We start from the raw sequence: 17,835 nt of genomic DNA, 5'->3' as shown, positions 1-17,835 counted from the left end.
CATGAAGATGGCAGGGCTTTTCGCCGATGCACAGGAGCCCGCAGTGACCATCTACCGACTTGACGCGCATGAACCGGTCATCGACGCCAGCGCCCGCGTGGCCGAGAGCGCCAGCGTGATCGGACAGGTCGTGCTCGCAGCCGGCAGCCGCGTCGGCGCGAATGCGGTGCTGCGTGGCGACAACGAGCCCATCACCATCGGCCGCGGCAGCCATGTGCAGGCCGGCGTGATGCTGCATGCCGACCCGGGCTATCCACTGACCATCGGCGACGACGTGACGGTGGAGCCGCACGTGATGCTCCATGGCTGCACCGTCGGCGACGGCGCCGTGGTCGGCGAGCACACCATCGCGCTCAACGGCTCGGTGGTCGGCCGTGCGTGCATCGTCGAGTCCGGCTCGCTGCTGACCGAAGGCAAGGTCTTTCCCGACCGCTCGCGCATCGCGGGCAGGCCCGCGAAGGTCACGGGCGAGGTCGACGACGCCGAGGCCGAAGCGCTTCTGCTCAGGGCGCGCGGCAGCGCCGATCCCTTCGCTCGCTAGGGCCTTTCAGCACCCCTCCCGAAACCCTGCGCGCCCGCAGGGTTTGTGCGCATTGGCACCGTGCTTGTTTCGGCGGAAATTGACTTGCGTCAAGGCCCCCGGCGCCCGATTCATCGACATTGATCCTCAAGCGGATGGCCGCGGGATTCACGTCGAATTTCATGACGTTGGTCCCGCGACAGAACCACGATGAAAACAGCTCCGCTTGCAAGCAGACAGCAATGCAGCAGCGGCGCCGGAAACGGACCAGATCGGACGGGATCATGAAACTACAACAAGCGCAGCAGGGGCACGAGGTACCGCATCCGGCCTCCGGCCCCACCGACAAGGAAGACGAACTCGCCGCCGTGCATCGCAGCCTGCTGCAGCATGCGGACGAACCAGGCGCGCTGCTGCCGATCCTGCACGACGTGCAGGACGCGCTGGGCTACATCCCCGCGCACACGGTGCCGGTGATTGCCGACGCGCTGAACCTCTCGCGTGCGGAGGTCCATGGTGTCGTCACCTACTACCACCACTTCCGTGCCGAGCCGGCTGGCCGCCACGTGATCCAGATCTGCCGCGCCGAGGCCTGCCAGGCGATGGGCGCCGACGCCTTGCTCGCCCACGCCGAACTGCGCCTGGGTTGCAATGCGCACGGCACCTCGAAAGATGGCGCCTTCACGCTGGAGCCCGCGTTCTGCCTCGGCCTGTGCGCCTCGTCGCCCGCGATGACGCTCGACGACCAGCCGCATGCGCGCATGACGGCCAAGAGCTTCGATGCATTGGTCGCGCAGACCAGCGGAGGCCGCGCATGAGCACCATCACCGTCTACGTGCCGCGAGATTCGGCCGCGCTCGCGGCAGGCGCGGATCGCGTGGCCCGATGCATCGCGAAGGAAGCTGCGGCGCGTGGCCTCATGCTCGAACTCGTGCGCAACGGTTCGCGCGGCATGTTCTGGCTCGAACCGCTGGTCGAGGTGAACACACCGAGCGGCCGCATCGCCTACGGACCGGTGACGCCCGACGACGTGGCCGGCCTGTTCGATGCCGGCTTCCTCACCGGCGGCAAGCACCCGCTGGCTCTAGGCCTGACCGAAGACATTCCCTACCTGAAGAAGCAGGAACGCCTGACCTTCGCGCGCATGGGCATTACCGACCCGGTGTCGCTGACCGACTACCAGGCCTACGAAGGCTTTGCCGGCCTGCGCCGCGCGCTGGCCCTCGCACCCGAGGAAATCGTGCAGCAGGTGCTCGACTCGGGCCTGCGCGGTCGCGGCGGCGCGGCCTTTCCGGCCGGCATCAAGTGGAAGACGGTGCTGGGCACGGCGGCGGCGCAGAAGTACATCGTCTGCAATGCCGACGAGGGCGACTCGGGCACCTACTCCGACCGCATGACGATGGAGGGCGACCCCTTCATGCTGATCGAGGGCATGACCATCGCCGGCCTCGCCACCGGCGCCACGCAGGGCTACATCTACGTGCGTTCGGAATACCCGCACGCGATAGCGACGCTGAACGAGGCCATCCGCATTGCCGAGGCCGCGGGCTTTCTCGGCGACAACATCCTGCGTTCAGGCAAGCGCTTCTCGCTCGCGGTGCGCAAGGGCGCGGGCTCGTATGTGTGCGGCGAAGAAACGGCACTGCTCGAAAGCCTCGAAGGCAAGCGCGGCATCGTGCGCGCCAAGCCGCCGCTGCCGGCCATCGAAGGCCTGTTCGGGCAGCCCACGCTGATCAACAACGTCATCACGCTGGCAAGCGTGCCGCTGATCCTGGCGCGCGGTGCTGCTTTCTACCGCGACTACGGCGTGGGCCGTTCGCGCGGCACGCTGCCGATGCAACTGGCCGGCAACATCAAGTACGGCGGCCTGGTGGAGAAGGCCTTCGGCGTCACGCTGCGCGAGTTGCTGTACGACTACGGCGGCGGCTCCGCCTCGGGCCGGCCGATCAAGGCGGTGCAGGTGGGCGGGCCGCTTGGTGCCTACCTGCCCGAATCGCAATGGGACCTGCCGCTCGACTACGAGGCCTACGCGGCCGTCGGCGGCACGGTGGGCCATGGCGGCATCGTGGTGCACGACGACACGGCCGACCTGTCGAAGCTCGCGCGCTATGCCATGGAGTTCTGCGCGCTCGAGTCGTGCGGCAAGTGCACGCCATGCCGCATCGGATCGACGCGCGGCGTCGAGGTGATCGACAAGATCCGCAACAACCAGAACCGTCCGCAGCAGGTGATCTTGCTGCGCGACCTGTGCAACACGATGGTCCACGGCTCGCTGTGCGCCATGGGAGGCATGACGCCGTTCCCGGTGCTCTCGGCACTCGACCACTTCCCGCAGGACTTCGGTCTCGTGGTTCCCGATCGCGAAGCTGCCTAGGCGGTTGCGGCGCAGCAGCAGGAGTAAGAAAGACATGTTGGACCATCTCAAGGAAACCGATTACGGCACCCCCAAGCGCGAATCCACGCGCGAGGTGACGCTGGAGATCGACGGCAACGAAGTGACGGTGCCCGCGGGCACTTCGCTGATGCGCGCGGCGGTGGATGCGGGCATCCAGGTGCCCAAGCTCTGCGCCACCGACAGCCTGGAGCCCTTCGGCTCCTGCCGGCTGTGCCTGGTCGAGATCGAGGGCCGCAAGGGCTTTCCGGCCTCTTGCACCACGCCCGCCGAAGCCGGCATGAAGGTGCGCACCCAGACGCCCAAGCTGCAGGACCTGCGCAAGGGCGTGATGGAGCTCTACATCTCCGACCATCCGCTGGACTGCCTCACCTGCTCGGCCAACGGTAACTGCGAGCTGCAGGACATGGCGGGCGTCACCGGCCTGCGCAACGTGCGCTACGGCTTCGACGGCGCCAACCACCTGAAGAGCGAGAAGGACGAGTCGAACCCGTACTTCAGCTACGACCCGTCGAAGTGCATCGTGTGCAACCGCTGCGTGCGTGCCTGCGAGGAAACGCAGGGCACCTTCGCGCTGACCATCAGCGGCCGCGGCTTCGAGTCGCGCGTGTCGCCGGGCCAGGACGAGGCCTTCATGGATTCGGAGTGCGTGAGCTGCGGTGCCTGCGTCGAAGCCTGCCCCACCGCCACCCTGCAGGAAAAGTCAGTGATCTGGCTCGGCCAGCCCGAGCACAGCGTGATCACCACCTGCGCCTACTGTGGCGTGGGCTGCGCCTTCAAGGCCGAGATGAAGGGCAACGAGGTCGTGCGCATGGTGCCGTGGAAAGACGGCAAGGCCAACGAGGGCCACTCCTGCGTCAAGGGCCGCTTCGCCTGGGGCTATGCGACGCACCAGGACCGCATGCTCAAGCCGATGATCCGCAAGAACATCACCGACCCGTGGCAGGAAGTGAGCTGGGACACCGCGCTCAACTACGCCGCGGGCGAGTTCAAGCGCCTGCAGGCCAAGTACGGCAAGGACTCGATCGGCGGCATCACCTCGTCGCGCTGCACCAACGAGGAAACCTACCTGGTCCAGAAGCTGGTGCGCGCCGCCTTCGGCAACAACAACGTCGATACCTGCGCACGCGTGTGCCACTCGCCCACGGGCTACGGCCTGAAGCAGACGCTGGGCGAATCGGCCGGCACGCAGACCTTTGCCTCGGTCGACAAGGCCGACGTCATCATGGTGATCGGCGCCAACCCGACCGACGGGCACCCGGTGTTCGCATCGCGCATGAAGAAGCGGCTGCGCCAGGGCGCGAAGCTGATCGTGGTCGATCCGCGCCGCATCGACATCGTGAAGTCGCCTCATGTAAAGGCTTCGCACCACCTGCAGCTCAAGCCCGGTACCAACGTGGCCGTGGTAACGGCGCTGGCCCACGTCATCGTCACCGAAGGGCTTATGGCCGACGACTTCGTGGCCGAGCGCTGCGACACGGCTTCGTTCAAGGAATGGAAGTCGTACGTCGAGCAGCCCGAGCAATCGCCCGAAGCCACCGAAAAGGCGACCGGCGTGCCGGCGGCCGAGCTGCGCGCCGCTGCGCGTCTGTTCGCCACGGCCGGCAACGGCGCCATCTACTACGGCCTGGGCGTGACCGAACACAGCCAGGGCTCGACGACGGTGATGGGCATCGCCAACCTCGCGATGGTCACCGGCAACGTCGGGCGCGAAGGCGTGGGCGTCAACCCGCTGCGCGGCCAGAACAACGTGCAGGGCGCGTGCGACATGGGCTCGTTCCCGCACGAACTGCCGGGCTACCGCCATGTGTCGGACAGCACCACGCGCGCCTCGTTCGAAGCCGCCTGGGGCGTGCAGATCAACCCCGAGCCGGGCCTGCGCATTCCCAACATGTTCGACGCCGCCATCGGCGGCAGCTTCAAGGGCCTGTATTGCGAAGGCGAGGACATCGTGCAGTCCGACCCGAACACGCAGCACGTGGCGGCCGCGATGATGGGCATGGAGTGCGTGGTGGTGCAGGACATGTTCCTCAACGAAACCGCCAAGTACGCGCACGTGTTCCTGCCGGGCTCCTCGTTCCTCGAGAAGGACGGCACCTTCACCAATGCCGAGCGCCGCATCTCGCGCGTTCGCAAGGTGATGCCGCCCAAGGCCGGCTATGCCGACTGGGAAGTGACCGTGAAGCTGGCGCAGGCCCTCGGCTATCCGATGGACTACAAGAGCCCCGAAGAGATCATGGACGAGATCGCCGCGCTGACGCCCACCTTCCACGGCGTGAGCTACAAGCGCATCGACGAGCTCGGCAGCATCCAGTGGCCCTGCAACGACGAGGCGCCCGACGGCACGCCCACGATGCACATCGACCACTTCGTGCGCGGCAAGGGCAAGTTCATCGTCACGCAGTACGTGGCGACTGACGAGAAGGTCACGCGCAAGTTCCCGCTGCTGCTGACCACCGGGCGCATCCTCTCGCAGTACAACGTGGGCGCGCAGACGCGCCGCACCGACAACAACCAGTGGCACAGCGAAGACCGGCTGGAGATCCATCCGCACGATGCCGAGGAACGCGGCGTGAGCGACGGCGACTGGGTGGGCATCCAGAGCCGCGCTGGCGAGACGGTGCTGCGCGCCACGGTGTCAGAGCGCATGCAGCCGGGCGTGGTGTACACCACCTTCCACTTCCCCGAGTCGGGCGCCAACGTCATCACCACCGACAACTCCGACTGGGCCACCAACTGCCCCGAATACAAGGTCACAGCCGTGCAGGTGATGCCGGTGATGCAGCCTTCGGCCTGGCAGCAGGAGTACAGCCGCTTCAACCAGACGCAGCAGGACTTGCTTGCCGCCGCATCGGCGCAGCAAAGCGGCGAGACGGTACCGGCCAAGTGAGGCTGCTCGCCGCATGAACCTGGTCACTGACGCCGTTCAGTTCTGCGAAGGCGCGCAGCTGCTGCCCGTGCGCGGAGTGCGGGGCGGCCGGCCGTTCGACGTGCAGGACTGGGTGGCCGAGGAAGTGCCCGTGGCGCTCGAATACAACGGCATCTCGCATGCGGTGATGCTCGCGACGCCGCTCGACCTGGAAGACTTCGCGCTCGGCTTCTCGCTCAGCGAGGGCATCCTCGAAGCGGCGCACGAGCTTTATTCGGCGGAAGCCGAGCCGTCGGCGCTCGGCGTCACGGTGCATCTGCAGGTGTCGGGCGCGGCCTTCGCGCGCCTCAAGCTGCGCCGCCGCTCGATGGCCGGGCGCACCGGCTGCGGCCTGTGCGGCACCGAAAGCCTGACGCAGGTGTCGCGCGAACTGCCCGTGCTGAGCAGCGAGGGCGCCGCGCAGTTCGACCGCGAGGCCATTGGCCGTGCGATGTCGCAGCTGCCATCGCAGCAGACGCTGCAAGAGGCTACCGGTGCCGTGCACGCGGCCGCCTGGTGCTCGGCGGAAGGCGAAGTGATGTGGCTGCGCGAGGACGTGGGCCGCCACAACGCGCTCGACAAGCTGGTGGGCGCGCTCGCGGCCAATGATGTCGATGCTTCCACCGGCTTCATCGCAGTGACCAGCCGCGCGAGTTTCGAGATGGTGCAGAAGGCCGCGATGGCCGGCGCGCCGCTGCTCGCCGCGGTGTCGGCGCCGACCTCGTTCGCGGTGGCCACGGCGCAGCGCGCGGGCCTCACGCTGGTGGGCTTCGTGCGGCAGCAGGACCTGGGCGTCTACAGCCATCCGCAGCGGCTGCGCACGGCGGACCCGCAACGCGTGCGCTGACGCTTCATCAACAAACAACTCAATTTCTCGAAGGCCCCATGGAGCACGATCATTCGGCACAGCTGGTCAAGATGGCCAATCAGATCGGCACCTTCTTCCAGGCGCAATCGCCGAGCGATGCCGGCGCCGCCACGCAGGCGATTGCCGGGCACCTGAAGTCGTTCTGGGCGCCGAGCATGCGCATCCAGCTGATACGCGACTTCGACGCCGGCAAGACGCCGCTGCTGATGCCTATCGTGGCATCAGCGATTCGCGGCCATCGGGCGACGCTGCTGCCTGCTGCGCCATGAGCAGCGACTCGTAGTACAGGCACAGCGGCATCGCGACGAACACCATGCCCGCGACGTAGATCACGAGGCTGGTGACCGGGAACTGCATCTCGTCCCAGTACGGTATGGAAGCCACCGCCGCGATGACGGCGATCAGCGTGATCACGCCGCGCAGCGTGCCGCGCATGAACGCGATGCGCGAGAGCCCCGGTGGGGCGTATGTCCGAGGGCCTTGAGCAAAGCTCTGAAGGCCCTCGCCCTTGTCTCCATCTTTTTTCATCGTCGTCGCTCCTCGGTGAAGGCGAAGACGGTTCTTATCACGCGCGCAAGACGCGGGTCAAGACCGAAGTCCGGCTACTGCGGGACAACCCGCGCTCAGTCGTACTTCACGGTGTAGATCAGGTCGAGCCCGCTCGTCTGCCCCGCCTGCCCGCGCAGCGTGAGCCGCGTCGTCAGGTCGTAGAAGATGAAGATCGTGCCGAAGGTGCCGCCCAGGCTGCGTTCGTAGGTGAGGTAGAAATCTTTCGACAGCCGCTTGCCCAGCGTGACCGCCGACTCGCGCAGGTCGCCGCCGCTGCCCGGCCCCTTGAAGCCGAGTTCGTCCAGCCCGAAACGGCTGGCCAGGCTGCCGCCGCTGCCACTGCCGCCGATCTTGCCGAGCAGCGACAGCGCGGCCTGCTGCAGCAGCGCAGACTCGCCGCCGCTGGTGGCCGAAGCACGGCCCAGGATCACCCATGACAGCGTTTCGGCATCGGACAGCGCGGGCTCCGAATAGAGCTTTACGCGCGGCGATTGCGCGGTGCCGGTGATCTGCACGCCCGCGCGCTGCGACAGGTTCGGGCGGATCGCCAGGACGTCCAGCGCCGGGTTGTCGAACGGCCCGTTGAAGCGCGCCACGCCGGTTTCCACGTCGAGCTGCTGGCCGTAGGCGCGGTACTGGCCTTTCACGGTCTTCACCTCGCCGGTGATGCGCGGCGGGGCATTCAGCCTCGTGCTGCGGATCTCCAGGTCGCCTTCGAGCCGCGTGGTGATGCCGCGGCCCTGCACCGCGAAGTCGTCGCCAAGGTCGAAGTTGATGACGATATCCGGCGGCTTGGCGGTCTGCGGCTTGGCAGCCTGCGCGTCGGCCTGGGCGGATTCGCGCTGCGCCGTCTCGGTGGCCTCGCGGTCCTTGGCGGCGGAGCGCACGACGACGTCGCTGCCCAGGCTGGGCGCGGTCTCGTCGGGCAGGATGATGACAGCGCGGTCGGTCTTGAGCTTGCCGCGCACGTTGAACTGGCCGTTGTCGAGCCGGGCCTGCACATCGCCCGAGAGCGTGACCTGCCGGTCGGTGCGCACCAGCACGCGCAACGCGCGCAACTGGCCCTGCAGGGCCATGCGGATGCCCGAGGCCGTGCCGCTGGCGGGGCCCCAGCTGAGGTCGCCGCTGGCCGAGAGCGTGCCGCCGTCGCTGCGGGCCTCGCTGGCCGAGGTGCTGCGGTTGCCGCTCTGGCCGGCGATGCGCGTGGAGCTGCCAGTGCCGCCCTTGAGCGTGAATTCGGTGATCTCGATGCGCTCGCCGCTGAGCGTGGCGCGCAGGCGGCCATCGCGCAGGTCCAGCCCTTCGACCGGTGCGCGCAGCGCGAGCTTGTCGGCGCCCAGCGTGCCGTTCCAGCGCGGCACGGCGCGGTTGCCCGACAGCGTGGCGCCGGCGTCGAGCGTGCCGGCAATGCGCCAGCCCGGCGGCGCGAGCATCGACCACACGCCGAGGTTCGGCAGCGCGGCCTTGATGGTGCCGCCCAGGGGTGCGTCGGGCGCCCACTGCCAGCCGCCGGCGCGCTGCTGCACGCGGGTGTTGATGTCGGCGTCGATCTTGCCGGCGCGTTCGCTGTCCCACGCGAGAACGGCGTGCACCGCGTCGCCTTCGGCATCGAGCCGCAGTTCGGCCTGGCGCAGGCCGGCCGGCGTGCTGGGCGCGTCGCCGTTCCCGGAGGAGGAGTTCATCGTGCGTTCGCTCGCAGTGCCCGTTCCGGTGCTGGTGATGCGCGTGACGAGCGCGGCCTCGCCGGCCTGCACGCGGATGTCGCCGCTCTGGCGCCCGATGCGGGCCTTGGCGCGCAGCGTGTCGCCGGCGTCGATGTCCCAGTCGCCGTTGAACATCAGGTCGCCGCTGATGCCGTATTCGCCCAGCGTGGTATTGGCGCCGAACGCGCCGGCCCAGGCCATCGGCAGGCCCTGCAGCTGGCCCTTGGACTGCACGCGGAACACGCGGTTGGGCGCCGCGCCGCTCTGGCTGAAGCGCAGTGGCTGCCAGTCGATGCGCACGGTGCCGGGCACCGGGCCGCGCAAGGTGGCCGCGGCGGCGGATGCTTCGACGTCGAGGCGGGGTGCATTGCCGCTGGTGGTGCGGATGGTTGCGGTGACTTCGCGGCTCAGCTCCAGCACCCACGGGTCGCCGGGGCGGGCGCTGTCCTGTGCCTGCAGCTTCAGGCTGGCCAGCGCTGCGCGCCATTGGCCAGCGCCGGCGATGCCGCCGCTGGCGCGTGTGTCGATGTTGAACTTCTGCGTGCCGGTGGCGGCTTCGCCCTTCAGCGTGAGCGAGGCCTGCGCGAGGCTGCCTTCGAGATCGGCGCGCAGGTCGCGCAGTTGCACTGCGGTTGTCGTGCCGCCGGGCGTGGCCGAGGGCAGGCTCAGGTCGAGCCGCGGCACGCCGAGCACGGCCTTGAGGCTGGGCTCGGCGCCGCGCTGCGCGGGCGCGTTGGCGTTCTGCAGCCGGCGCTGGATGGTCTGCCAGCCGCCTTGCCAGCTGGCGTCGAGCTTCGCCGAGCCCTTTGCGCTGGCGTTCGCGAATACGCCGGACAGCCCGGGCAGGCTTTGCACCCAGCGCTGTACGACGTCGGCATCGTCGATGCTGACCTTGATGTCGCCGCCACCCGCAGACGGTGCAATGCGGCCATCGACCTGCGCGCTGCCGCCCGGCAGCACTAGGTTGAGCTTGCCGCTGGCGGCCTGCTCGGCCACGCGCACCTGCAGCCGGCCGTCGACGCTGGCGCGCTGGGCCTCGATGCGCAGCGTGCGCAGGTCGAGCACCTGGTCTTTCCACTGTCCCTGGGCCAGCGCGCGGTCGAGCGCGAAGCCGGGCAGGGCCTTGCTGCCGGCGCCGCCCTCCGCGCGCAAGGCACCGTCGAAGGTGACGGTGCTTTCCTTCTGCTCGGCCTTGAGCTGGCCGCTGACGGGCGCGCCCGAGAGCTCGGTGTACAGCGCGCCGGGCCGCACGCCGCGCACGGTGGCCTGCGCCTGCCACGGCGACGGCGCGGGGCTCCACTTGCCGGCCGCGTCGATGCGCCCGCCGCCCGCGCGCACGGTGGCCTCGGGAACGCTCCAGCTCGTGCCGTCGAAGCCGACCTTGGCCTGCACCTGTTCGAGCGGCAGTTTCTCTTTGTCCCACGGGCCGGGCACGGCGTTGCGGATGTCGGCCGAGGCCTTCCATGCGGTGGGCCCGGTGTCGGCGTCGGGCTGCAGTTCGACCGTGCCGGTGAGCTGCGTCTGGGGCGCGCCGGGCCACAGGCTCGACGCATCGACGTTGCGCAGGTCGGCCTTCGCGTCGATCACCGGCTGGGGCAGCCAGGGCGCGATCTGCGCCTGCAGGGTGGCTTCCATGGGCGCATCGGCGTTCTCTTCGGCCGGCTTCAATTCGGCCGCTACCTGCAGCCGCGCAGCCGTGCCGGCGAGCGTGCCCTTCACGGTGGCGGTGGCCAGCACGTCGATGTTGTGGTCCTCGGCCAGCGGCGCCTTCACGCGGCCATCGAGCGATGCATCAATCGCCATGGGCGCGGGGCCTTGCAGCTTCACGCGGGTGCTGTAGTGGCCGTCGGCGATGTCCACGCCCTTGACCTCCAGCACGTGCTCGGCGGCCTTGTAGCTGTAGCTGCCCGAGAGGTTGAGCGCCTGCAGCGCGGGCGGGCCGGCCCAGCGCACTTCGTCGATGCGGAAGGGCAGCTCGACCTCGATCGGCAGCGCGAGCTGTTCGAGCGGCTCGGTGGGCTTGTCGCTGGGCGGGCCGCGCTTTTCGATGAGCACCTGCTTCGCGTGCACCTCCCCCAGCTGCACCTTGCGTTGCAGCAGCGGCGCGAGCTGCCAGCCGATGGTGGCCTCGTTCACTTCGACGGCGATGCTTTCGCTCTGGTACTTGAGCCAGCCGATGTGGCCGCCGGTGCGCAGCGAGCCGCTCACGTCGCGGCTTTCGAGCGTCTGCCCGGCCGGCAGGCGCTGCGCCGCCTGCGCGATCGCGAAGGCGAGCGAGGTGTTCGAGCCCAGCCACCACCACGCGCCCGCAACCAGCAGTGCCACGGCGAGCAGCAGCCCGGCCACGGTCCAGGCCAGGGCGCGCATTGCCCGGCGCGCGCGCGAGCGGCGGGGGGCGAGGGGCATTGGCGTGGGGTCTGCGTCGGTCTGCATCGAAAAAATCAGAAGGTGAAGCCGAGGCGGAAGTGCAAGCGGAATTTCTTCGAGTCCACGCCGTAGGCCAGGTCGGCCTGCACCGGCCCCACGGGGCTGCGCCAGCGCGCGCCCACGCCCACGCCCACCTTGGGCTTGAGCTCGCCGGGCTTGTCGGCCACGGCACCGGCATCGGCGAACACCACGCTCTCCCATTCGGTGAGCTTGCCGTTGTAGACGAAGGGGCGCTGCCACTCCACGCTGGCCACGCCGAGGTAGCGGCCCGCGACGGTCTGGCCGTCGGCGCGCACGGTGCCGATCTGCTTGTAGCTGTAGCCGCGCACGGTGGTGTCGCCGCCGGTCAGGAACATCAGCGTGGACGGGATCTGCGCGCTGTCTTTTGCCGAGACCGCGCCGGCCTCCACGCGCAGCTGCAGGCGGCTGCGGCGCGCGCGTGCTTCCTTGTCGTCCGCCGCGCCCAGCGGCAGCACGCCGAGCCAGCGTGCGTAGGTGCGCGTGAAGGGCGTCTGCTCGCCGGTGAGCGTGTAGCCCGCGGCCACCTCGAGCGCGAGGCCGAAGCCGCGCGAGGGCGACGCGTTGTCGTCGAAATAGCGGCCGGTCCAGCCCCAGTTGGCCGTCACGGCAGAGGCCGAGGGCGGTGCGTTGATGCCGCGGTTCTGCGCATAGTCGTACTGCAGGAAGTAGCTGCGGTCGATGTGGTCGCCCGACTTGCTGCGCCCGCCTCGCAGGCGTCCGCTGTCGACCACGTAGCTGCCCGATTGCTCGCTCTTCAGTTCGGCGCCCGAGAACCATTGCCAGCCCCGGTCGTCGGGAATCGCCTTCCACTCGGTGCCGAGCGACTTGATGTCGTTGTCGACCGACAGCCGCGAGACGGAGCGCCAGCCCAGCAGCGGAATCTGGTTGTGGATGTGGTCGATCGACAGGCGCGGGCCGTTGTCGGTGGTGAAGCCCACGCCCATCACCACCTTCTGCAGCGGCGCCTCGCGCAGCTGCGCGATCACCGGCGCGGCCAGCGGGTTGCCGCTCTCGGTGTCGAGCGTGAGGAACACCGAGTCGTAGTAGCCGCTGCTGGCCAGGCGCTGCTGGGCATCGAGCAGCTTCTGCTGGTCGTAGTCGGTGCCGCTGGGCAGGCGGGCGATGCGGCGTGCGCCGTCGGGGTCGTAGCGCTGGATGCCGTGCAGCATGAGCGGACCGAATTTGTAGGCCGGGCCCGACTGGTAGGTGACGCTGAGGCGGGCCTCGCTGCGGTCGGCGTCCACTTCGGCGCGGCTGATCTCGATGCTGCCGGTGGGAAAGCGCTTGGCCGTCAGGCTGCGCAGCGCGGTGGTCTTGGCATCGTCCCAGGCCTGCTGGGTGAAGGGTTGGCCGGCGCGCAGGGCCCAGTTGGTGCGGATCGAATCGCGCTGCGCCTCGGCGGTTGCGTCGTTTGCGATCGGGCCGCCGTAGCTGATCTGCACGTTGCTCACCTTGGTGCTCTCGCCGGGCGAGACGGTGATGACGATTTCGCGCGGGGCCTTGGTGCTTTCGGGTGTCTCGTTGAGTTCGAGCGTCAGCGTGGGCGAGAAGTAGCCCATGGTGCCGAGCAGCTCGCGTGCATTGGCTTCGGCCGCCACCATGAGGCGGGAGATTTCCGTGGCGCCGAGGTCGTCGAGCTCGCGGTAGCGCTGGATCTCGAGGTGCAGCTTGAGGTAGTCGCGCACGGCCTCGGGGCCGCGCACGTCGACGGTGAAGGCGTCGCGCTTGTCGGTTTTTTTCTTGTCGTCGTCCTTGCCGTCGTCAGTGGCGGCAGTGCTGTCGGCGGCACCGCTGCGCACGAGGCCGGCCGCGGGCTTGTTGTCTTCGGGCGCCTCTTTCTTCGGCAGCAGGCTGCAGCCTTGCAAGAGCAGGACGCCGGAAAAAAGCAAAGCCGGCCACCATGCCGGCGAAGAAACTGAAACCACCCTGACCATGGGCGGATTCTGACAGCAAGATTCGCCGGTTCCTGAAGCGTCCGGATACAGATGGCTTCGTCCTACTTGGACAGCATGCGCATCGCGTCTTCGAGGCCTCGCAGGGTCAGGGGGTACATGCGGTTCGACATGAGCTGCTGCATCACCGCGATGCTCTGGCGGTACTGCCATACGCCTTGGGGCTCAGGGTTGATCCACGCGAACTTCGGAAAGGTGTGCGTCAGGCGCTGGATCCACTCGGCGCCGGCTTCTTCGTTGTTGTATTCGACGCTGCCGCCGGGCTGCAATATCTCGTAGGGGCTCATGGTCGCGTCGCCGACGAAGATGAGCTTGTAGTCCTTGTTGTACTTGCGCAGGATGTCCCAGGTGGCGAACTTCTCGGAGAAGCGGCGCTTGTTGTTCTTCCACATGAAGTCGTATACGCAGTTGTGGAAGTAGAAGAATTCAAGATGCTTGAACTCGGTCTTCACGGCCGAGAACAGCTCTTCCACGCGCTGGATGTGCTCGTCCATCGTGCCGCCCACGTCCATCAGCAGCAGCACCTTGACGTTGTTGTGGCGCTCGGGCCGCATCTTGATGTCGAGGTAGCCGGCATTGGCCGCGGTCGAGTGGATGGTGTCGTCGAGGTCCAGTTCTTCGTCGTGGCCTTCGCGCGCGAACTTGCGCAGCCGGCGCAGCGCAACCTTGATGTTGCGCGTGCCAAGCTCCTGCGTGTCGTCGTAGTCCTTGTAGGCGCGCTGGTCCCACACCTTCACTGCGCTCTTGTTCTTGCCCGCGCCGCCGATGCGGATGCCCTGCGGGTTGTAGCCGCCGTTGCCGAAGGGCGAGGTGCCGCCGGTGCCGATCCACTTGCTGCCGCCCTCGTGGCGCTCCTTCTGCTCCTCGAAGCGCTTCTTGAGCGTTTCCATGAGCTCGTCCCAGCCCATCTTCTCGATCTTGGCTTTTTCCTCGGCGGTGAACTCACGTTCGAGCGTCTTCTTGAGCCAGTCGAGCGGCACTTCCTTCGTGAAGTCGGTCAGCATCTCCACGCCCTTGAAGTAGGCGGCGAAGGCGCGGTCGAACTTGTCGTAGTGCTTCTCGTCCTTCACGAGCGCGGTGCGCGAGAGGTAGTAGAAGTCGTCGATGCCGTAGGCGCCGTCGGAGTTGGGGCCCACCACGTCGGCCTGCAGGGCCTCCAGCAGCGTGAGGTATTCCTTGACCGACACCGGCAGCTTGGCCGAGCGCAGGGTGTAGAAGAAGTCGATGAGCATGGGCGCTCCTTGTGTTTCAGCCGCGCGGCTTGTCGAGCAGGTACAGCAGCTGGGCCTTCACTTCGGGCCATTCGCCCGCGCGCAGGCTGTACATGACGGTGTCGCGGATGGTGCCGTCGCGGCGCATCACGTGGCCGCGGATCACGCCGTCTTTCTTCGCGCCCAGGCGCTCGATGGCGCGCTGCGAGGCGAAGTTGAAGTTGTCGGTGCGCCAGCCCACCACGTTGCAGCCGAGTGCGTCGAAGGCATGCGTGAGCATCAGCAGCTTGCAGGTGGTGTTGACGTGCGTGCGCTGGCAGCGCGCGGCGTACCACGTGTAGCCGATCTCCACGCGCTTCACGCCCGGCAGGATGTCGTGGAAGCTGGTGCTGCCGAGCACGGTGCCGGTGGCCTCGTCGGTCACTGCGAAGGCGAAGCGGTCGGCGGTCTTCAGCGCGGTCTCGATGTAGGCGCGCGTGTCCTGCGGCTCGGGTACTGAGGTGACGCGCAGCTTCCACAGTTCGCCGTCGGCGGCCGCGGCGCGCAGGCCTTCTTCATGAGCCGGCGACAGCGGCACCAGCGCGATGCCGCGGGCCTTCAGCGTGACGGGTTCGACGAACGCCATTTCAGACTCTCTTGTGTTTTCAGCCTTTGGGATCGCCATACTTGCGCACGTACCAGGCGCGCGCCAGTTGCACCCCGCCACCGCCGCCCAGGCCGATCAGCAGGATCCCGAAGATTTCCTTGTTGCCGTAGCCGGCGGCGCCGAAGGCATCGAGGCCCAGCAGCAGCCCCAGCCCGCGGCCGAGCAGCGCACCCAGCACGAACAGCACTGCCTGGGCAATGCCCAGCTTCATCAGCTGCCCCGTGGGATGCGGCGTCTGGCTCATGGACTCAGCGGTTGTTGCGTTGCATGAAGACGAGCTTCTCGAACAGCGTCACGTCCTGCTCGTTCTTGAGCAGCGCGCCCACCAGCGGCGGCACGGCGACCTTGTCGTCCTTGCTCTGCAGCGCTTCGAGCGGAATGTCTTCGGCCACCAACAGCTTGAGCCAGTCGAGCAGCTCGGAGGTCGAGGGCTTCTTCTTCAGGCCGGGCAGGTTGCGCACGTCGTAGAAGGTCTTCATCGCGGCCGTGAGCAGCTCTTGCTTCAGGCCAGGGAAGTGCACGGCGACGATGTGCTTCATCGTCTCGGCATCGGGGAACTTGATGTAGTGGAAGAAGCAGCGGCGCAGGAAGGCGTCGGGCAGTTCCTTCTCGTTGTTCGAGGTGATGAACACCACCGGACGGTGCTTGGCGCGGATGAGTTCGCGCGTCTCGTAGCAGTAGAACTCCATGCGGTCGATTTCGCGCAGCAGGTCGTTCGGGAATTCGATGTCGGCCTTGTCGATCTCGTCGATGAGCAATGCCACCGGCTGGTCGGCCGTGAAGGCCTGCCAGAGCACGCCCTTGATGATGTAGTTCTGGATGTCCTTGACGCGCTCGCCGCCGTCGACGTCCTTCAGTTGCGAGTCGCGCAGGCGGCTCACGGCGTCGTATTCATACAGGCCCTGCTGTGCCTTGGTGGTCGACTTGATGTGCCACTGCAGCAGCGGCAGGCCGAGCGATTGGGCCACTTCCTCGGCCAGCATGGTCTTGCCCGTGCCGGGCTCGCCCTTGACGAGCAGCGGGCGCTTGAGAGTGATGGCCGCATTGACCGCGAGCATCAGGTCTTGCGTGGCGACGTAATTGTCTGAGCCCTGGAATTTCATGAGTGAGATGAGTGAGACGGAGGCTGGGGTGGAGAAAAGAACACACTCGACACGCGTTGTGCAGCCTCAGGGTTGGCCTGCACAGGGTTCCAGGGGGACCCCTGCATATAATCGAATGTTGATTCGAAAAACTGTACTCTCCACGAGATTGTGCGCGCAAAATGAACAAGTTGTTGACCACGATGTTTGCCCTTGCTGTCGCTTGCGTGACGGTCTCGGCTGAAGCCCAGCAAGTCACTGGCAAGGCCCAGGACGGAGCAAAGAAGGTTGCGATGTGCGTGGGCTGCCACGGCATCATTGGCTATCAGGCCAGCTTCCCGGAGATCCACAAGGTGCCGATGATCGCCGGCCAGAGCGCCACGTACATCACGGCCGCGCTCACCGCGTACAAGGGCGGCGACCGCAAGCATCCCACCATGCGTGCCATTGCCGACACGCTCACCGACCAGGACATCGCTGACCTCGCTGCCTACTACAGCCAGTTGGGTCTGAAGGACGGCAGTGCACCGCCGGCCACGCTGGCCAAGGCCACGCCCTCGAACGTCGAGGCGCTCATCACCCGCAACGCCGACAACAACTGCACCAAGTGCCACGGCGCCAACTTCAACACGCCGAACGACGGCACCGTGCCCAAGCTGGCCGGCCAGCATGCCGACTACCTGTTCGTCGCGCTCAAGTCGTACCGCGTGAAGAACAACCCGCACCTCGGCCGCTCGAATGCGGTGATGGGCCAGCAGGTCGAAGACAAGAAGTTCACCAACGCCGAGCTCAAGACGCTGGCCAGCTACATCAGCTCGCTGCCCGGCGAACTGAAGACGGTGCCCGAATCGCGCATTCACCACGGCGCCGAATAAGCGCTTCGCTCATAACAAAAAAGCCCGCTGCGAGCGGGCTTTTTTGCGTCCGGGATTTCCCTGAGATCAGACGTCGAAGAAGGCAGTCTCGTCAGTGCCCTGCATGCGGATGTCGAAGCGATACGTCACTGCGCCGCCTTGCTCCACGCGCTCGGCGATCAGCGTGTGGCGGCGATCGGCCGGCACGCTCTGCAGCACTGCGTCTTTCGCGTTGGCTTCGGCTTCGTCGCTGAAGTACACGCGCGTGAACGCATGCAGCAGCAGGCCGCGCATCAGCACGATCACGTTGATGTGCGGCGCTTCGCCGGGCGATTCGGCGCCGGGCTTCACGGTGTGGAACACGAAGCGGTTGCCTTCGGCGGTGCCCGTGCCGACGCGGCCGAAGGCGCGAAAGCCCATGGCGCGCGCCTCGTCGGGCGTCTGCGGGTAGCGGCCTTCGCCGTCGGGCTGGCTGATCTCGACCAGCGCGTCGTTGATCGGGTTGCCGTCGCCGTCGATCACCCGGCCTTCGAGGCGGATGCGCTGGCCTGTGGCCTTGTCGAGCGCCAGCACGGCGTCGAAGGGCTGGTCGAAGTCGTAGCCGTACTGCGTGGCGGTGAGGCCGTAGGCGAAGTAGGGGCCCACGGTTTGCGAGGGGGTCTGGCCGAAGTCGGCTTCCTGTGCGGTCATCAACATGGTGTG

General features: G+C 67.5%; 15 protein-coding genes. 7 read left to right on the top strand and 8 right to left on the bottom strand.

Annotated elements, in window-relative coordinates:
* The first annotated feature begins 43 nt into the window (after window positions 1-43).
* From ACN9MV_RS27910 to ACN9MV_RS27885, 6 genes are all read left to right on the top strand, one after another.
* On the top strand, window positions 44-541 hold the full coding sequence (locus ACN9MV_RS27910) for a gamma carbonic anhydrase family protein (RefSeq protein ID WP_426390423.1): 498 nt from the start codon (window positions 44-46) through the stop codon (window positions 539-541).
* Between the two features lie 263 nt (window positions 542-804).
* Window positions 805-1,338 (top strand): formate dehydrogenase subunit gamma, encoded by a 534-nt coding sequence (locus ACN9MV_RS27905; RefSeq protein WP_097198013.1) that lies wholly within the window; start codon window positions 805-807, stop codon window positions 1,336-1,338.
* Window positions 1,335-2,894, top strand: coding sequence for a formate dehydrogenase beta subunit (locus ACN9MV_RS27900; protein WP_093177433.1), 1,560 nt, complete (start codon window positions 1,335-1,337; stop codon window positions 2,892-2,894). The genes ACN9MV_RS27905 and ACN9MV_RS27900 overlap by 4 nt, the downstream gene beginning before the upstream one ends.
* A 34-nt stretch (window positions 2,895-2,928) precedes the next feature.
* Window positions 2,929-5,802: a formate dehydrogenase subunit alpha gene (gene fdhF / locus ACN9MV_RS27895; RefSeq protein WP_093079747.1), complete on the top strand. Its 2,874-nt coding sequence runs from the start codon at window positions 2,929-2,931 to the stop codon at window positions 5,800-5,802.
* 13 nt (window positions 5,803-5,815) lie between these two features.
* A complete protein-coding gene (gene fdhD / locus ACN9MV_RS27890) occupies window positions 5,816-6,667 on the top strand; it encodes a formate dehydrogenase accessory sulfurtransferase FdhD (RefSeq protein WP_426390422.1) in 852 nt (283 codons plus the stop codon).
* 38 nt (window positions 6,668-6,705) lie between these two features.
* The gene (locus ACN9MV_RS27885) at window positions 6,706-6,957 is read left to right on the top strand and encodes a formate dehydrogenase subunit delta (protein ID WP_093057526.1); all 252 of its coding nucleotides are present in this window, start codon (window positions 6,706-6,708) and stop codon (window positions 6,955-6,957) included.
* Here ACN9MV_RS27885 and ACN9MV_RS27880 read toward each other — a convergent pair.
* The 7 genes from ACN9MV_RS27880 to ACN9MV_RS27850 all read right to left on the bottom strand — a co-directional run bounded on the left by ACN9MV_RS27880 (window position 6,899) and on the right by ACN9MV_RS27850 (window position 16,300).
* Window positions 6,899-7,216 (bottom strand): hypothetical protein, encoded by a 318-nt coding sequence (locus tag ACN9MV_RS27880; protein ID WP_307617011.1) that lies wholly within the window; start codon window positions 7,214-7,216, stop codon window positions 6,899-6,901. The two genes, ACN9MV_RS27885 and ACN9MV_RS27880, sit on opposite strands and share 59 nt — an antisense overlap.
* 95 nt (window positions 7,217-7,311) lie before the next feature.
* Window positions 7,312-11,373 (bottom strand): translocation/assembly module TamB domain-containing protein, encoded by a 4,062-nt coding sequence (locus ACN9MV_RS27875; RefSeq protein ID WP_426390421.1) that lies wholly within the window; start codon window positions 11,371-11,373, stop codon window positions 7,312-7,314.
* An 8-nt stretch (window positions 11,374-11,381) separates the two neighbouring features.
* A complete protein-coding gene (locus ACN9MV_RS27870; RefSeq protein ID WP_426390420.1) occupies window positions 11,382-13,322 on the bottom strand; it encodes an autotransporter assembly complex protein TamA in 1,941 nt (646 codons plus the stop codon).
* 62 nt (window positions 13,323-13,384) lie between these two features.
* Entirely contained in the window at window positions 13,385-14,572 is a 1,188-nt protein-coding gene (locus tag ACN9MV_RS27865; protein ID WP_093057530.1) for a vWA domain-containing protein, read from the bottom strand.
* Between the two features lie 16 nt (window positions 14,573-14,588).
* Window positions 14,589-15,176 carry a GNAT family N-acetyltransferase gene (locus tag ACN9MV_RS27860; protein ID WP_426390419.1) on the bottom strand — a complete coding sequence of 196 codons (588 nt, stop codon included), beginning with the start codon at window positions 15,174-15,176 and terminating at the stop codon, window positions 14,589-14,591.
* Between the two features lie 19 nt (window positions 15,177-15,195).
* Window positions 15,196-15,441: a hypothetical protein gene (locus ACN9MV_RS27855; RefSeq protein WP_093057533.1), complete on the bottom strand. Its 246-nt coding sequence runs from the start codon at window positions 15,439-15,441 to the stop codon at window positions 15,196-15,198.
* A 4-nt stretch (window positions 15,442-15,445) separates the two neighbouring features.
* The gene (locus tag ACN9MV_RS27850) at window positions 15,446-16,300 is read right to left on the bottom strand and encodes an AAA family ATPase (protein ID WP_093057534.1); all 855 of its coding nucleotides are present in this window, start codon (window positions 16,298-16,300) and stop codon (window positions 15,446-15,448) included.
* Between the two features lie 161 nt (window positions 16,301-16,461).
* On the opposite strand from ACN9MV_RS27850, the gene ACN9MV_RS27845 reads away from it, so the two are divergent.
* Complete coding sequence (locus ACN9MV_RS27845; RefSeq protein WP_093057535.1) at window positions 16,462-17,154, top strand: c-type cytochrome; 693 nt, start codon at window positions 16,462-16,464, stop codon at window positions 17,152-17,154.
* Window positions 17,155-17,220: 66 nt separating this feature from the next.
* Here the strand turns inward: ACN9MV_RS27845 and pcaG are convergent, their stop codons facing one another.
* Entirely contained in the window at window positions 17,221-17,829 is a 609-nt protein-coding gene (gene pcaG / locus ACN9MV_RS27840) for a protocatechuate 3,4-dioxygenase subunit alpha (RefSeq protein ID WP_093079733.1), read from the bottom strand.
* Between the last annotated feature and the right edge of the window lie 6 nt (window positions 17,830-17,835).

Origin of the sequence: Variovorax sp. R-27, assembly GCF_049913215.1 — a bacterium.
Taxonomy (GTDB): Bacteria; Pseudomonadota; Gammaproteobacteria; order Burkholderiales; family Burkholderiaceae_C; genus Variovorax.
The sequence above is the reverse complement of the archived record's forward strand: the minus strand, read 5'-3'. Positions and strand labels throughout refer to the sequence as shown.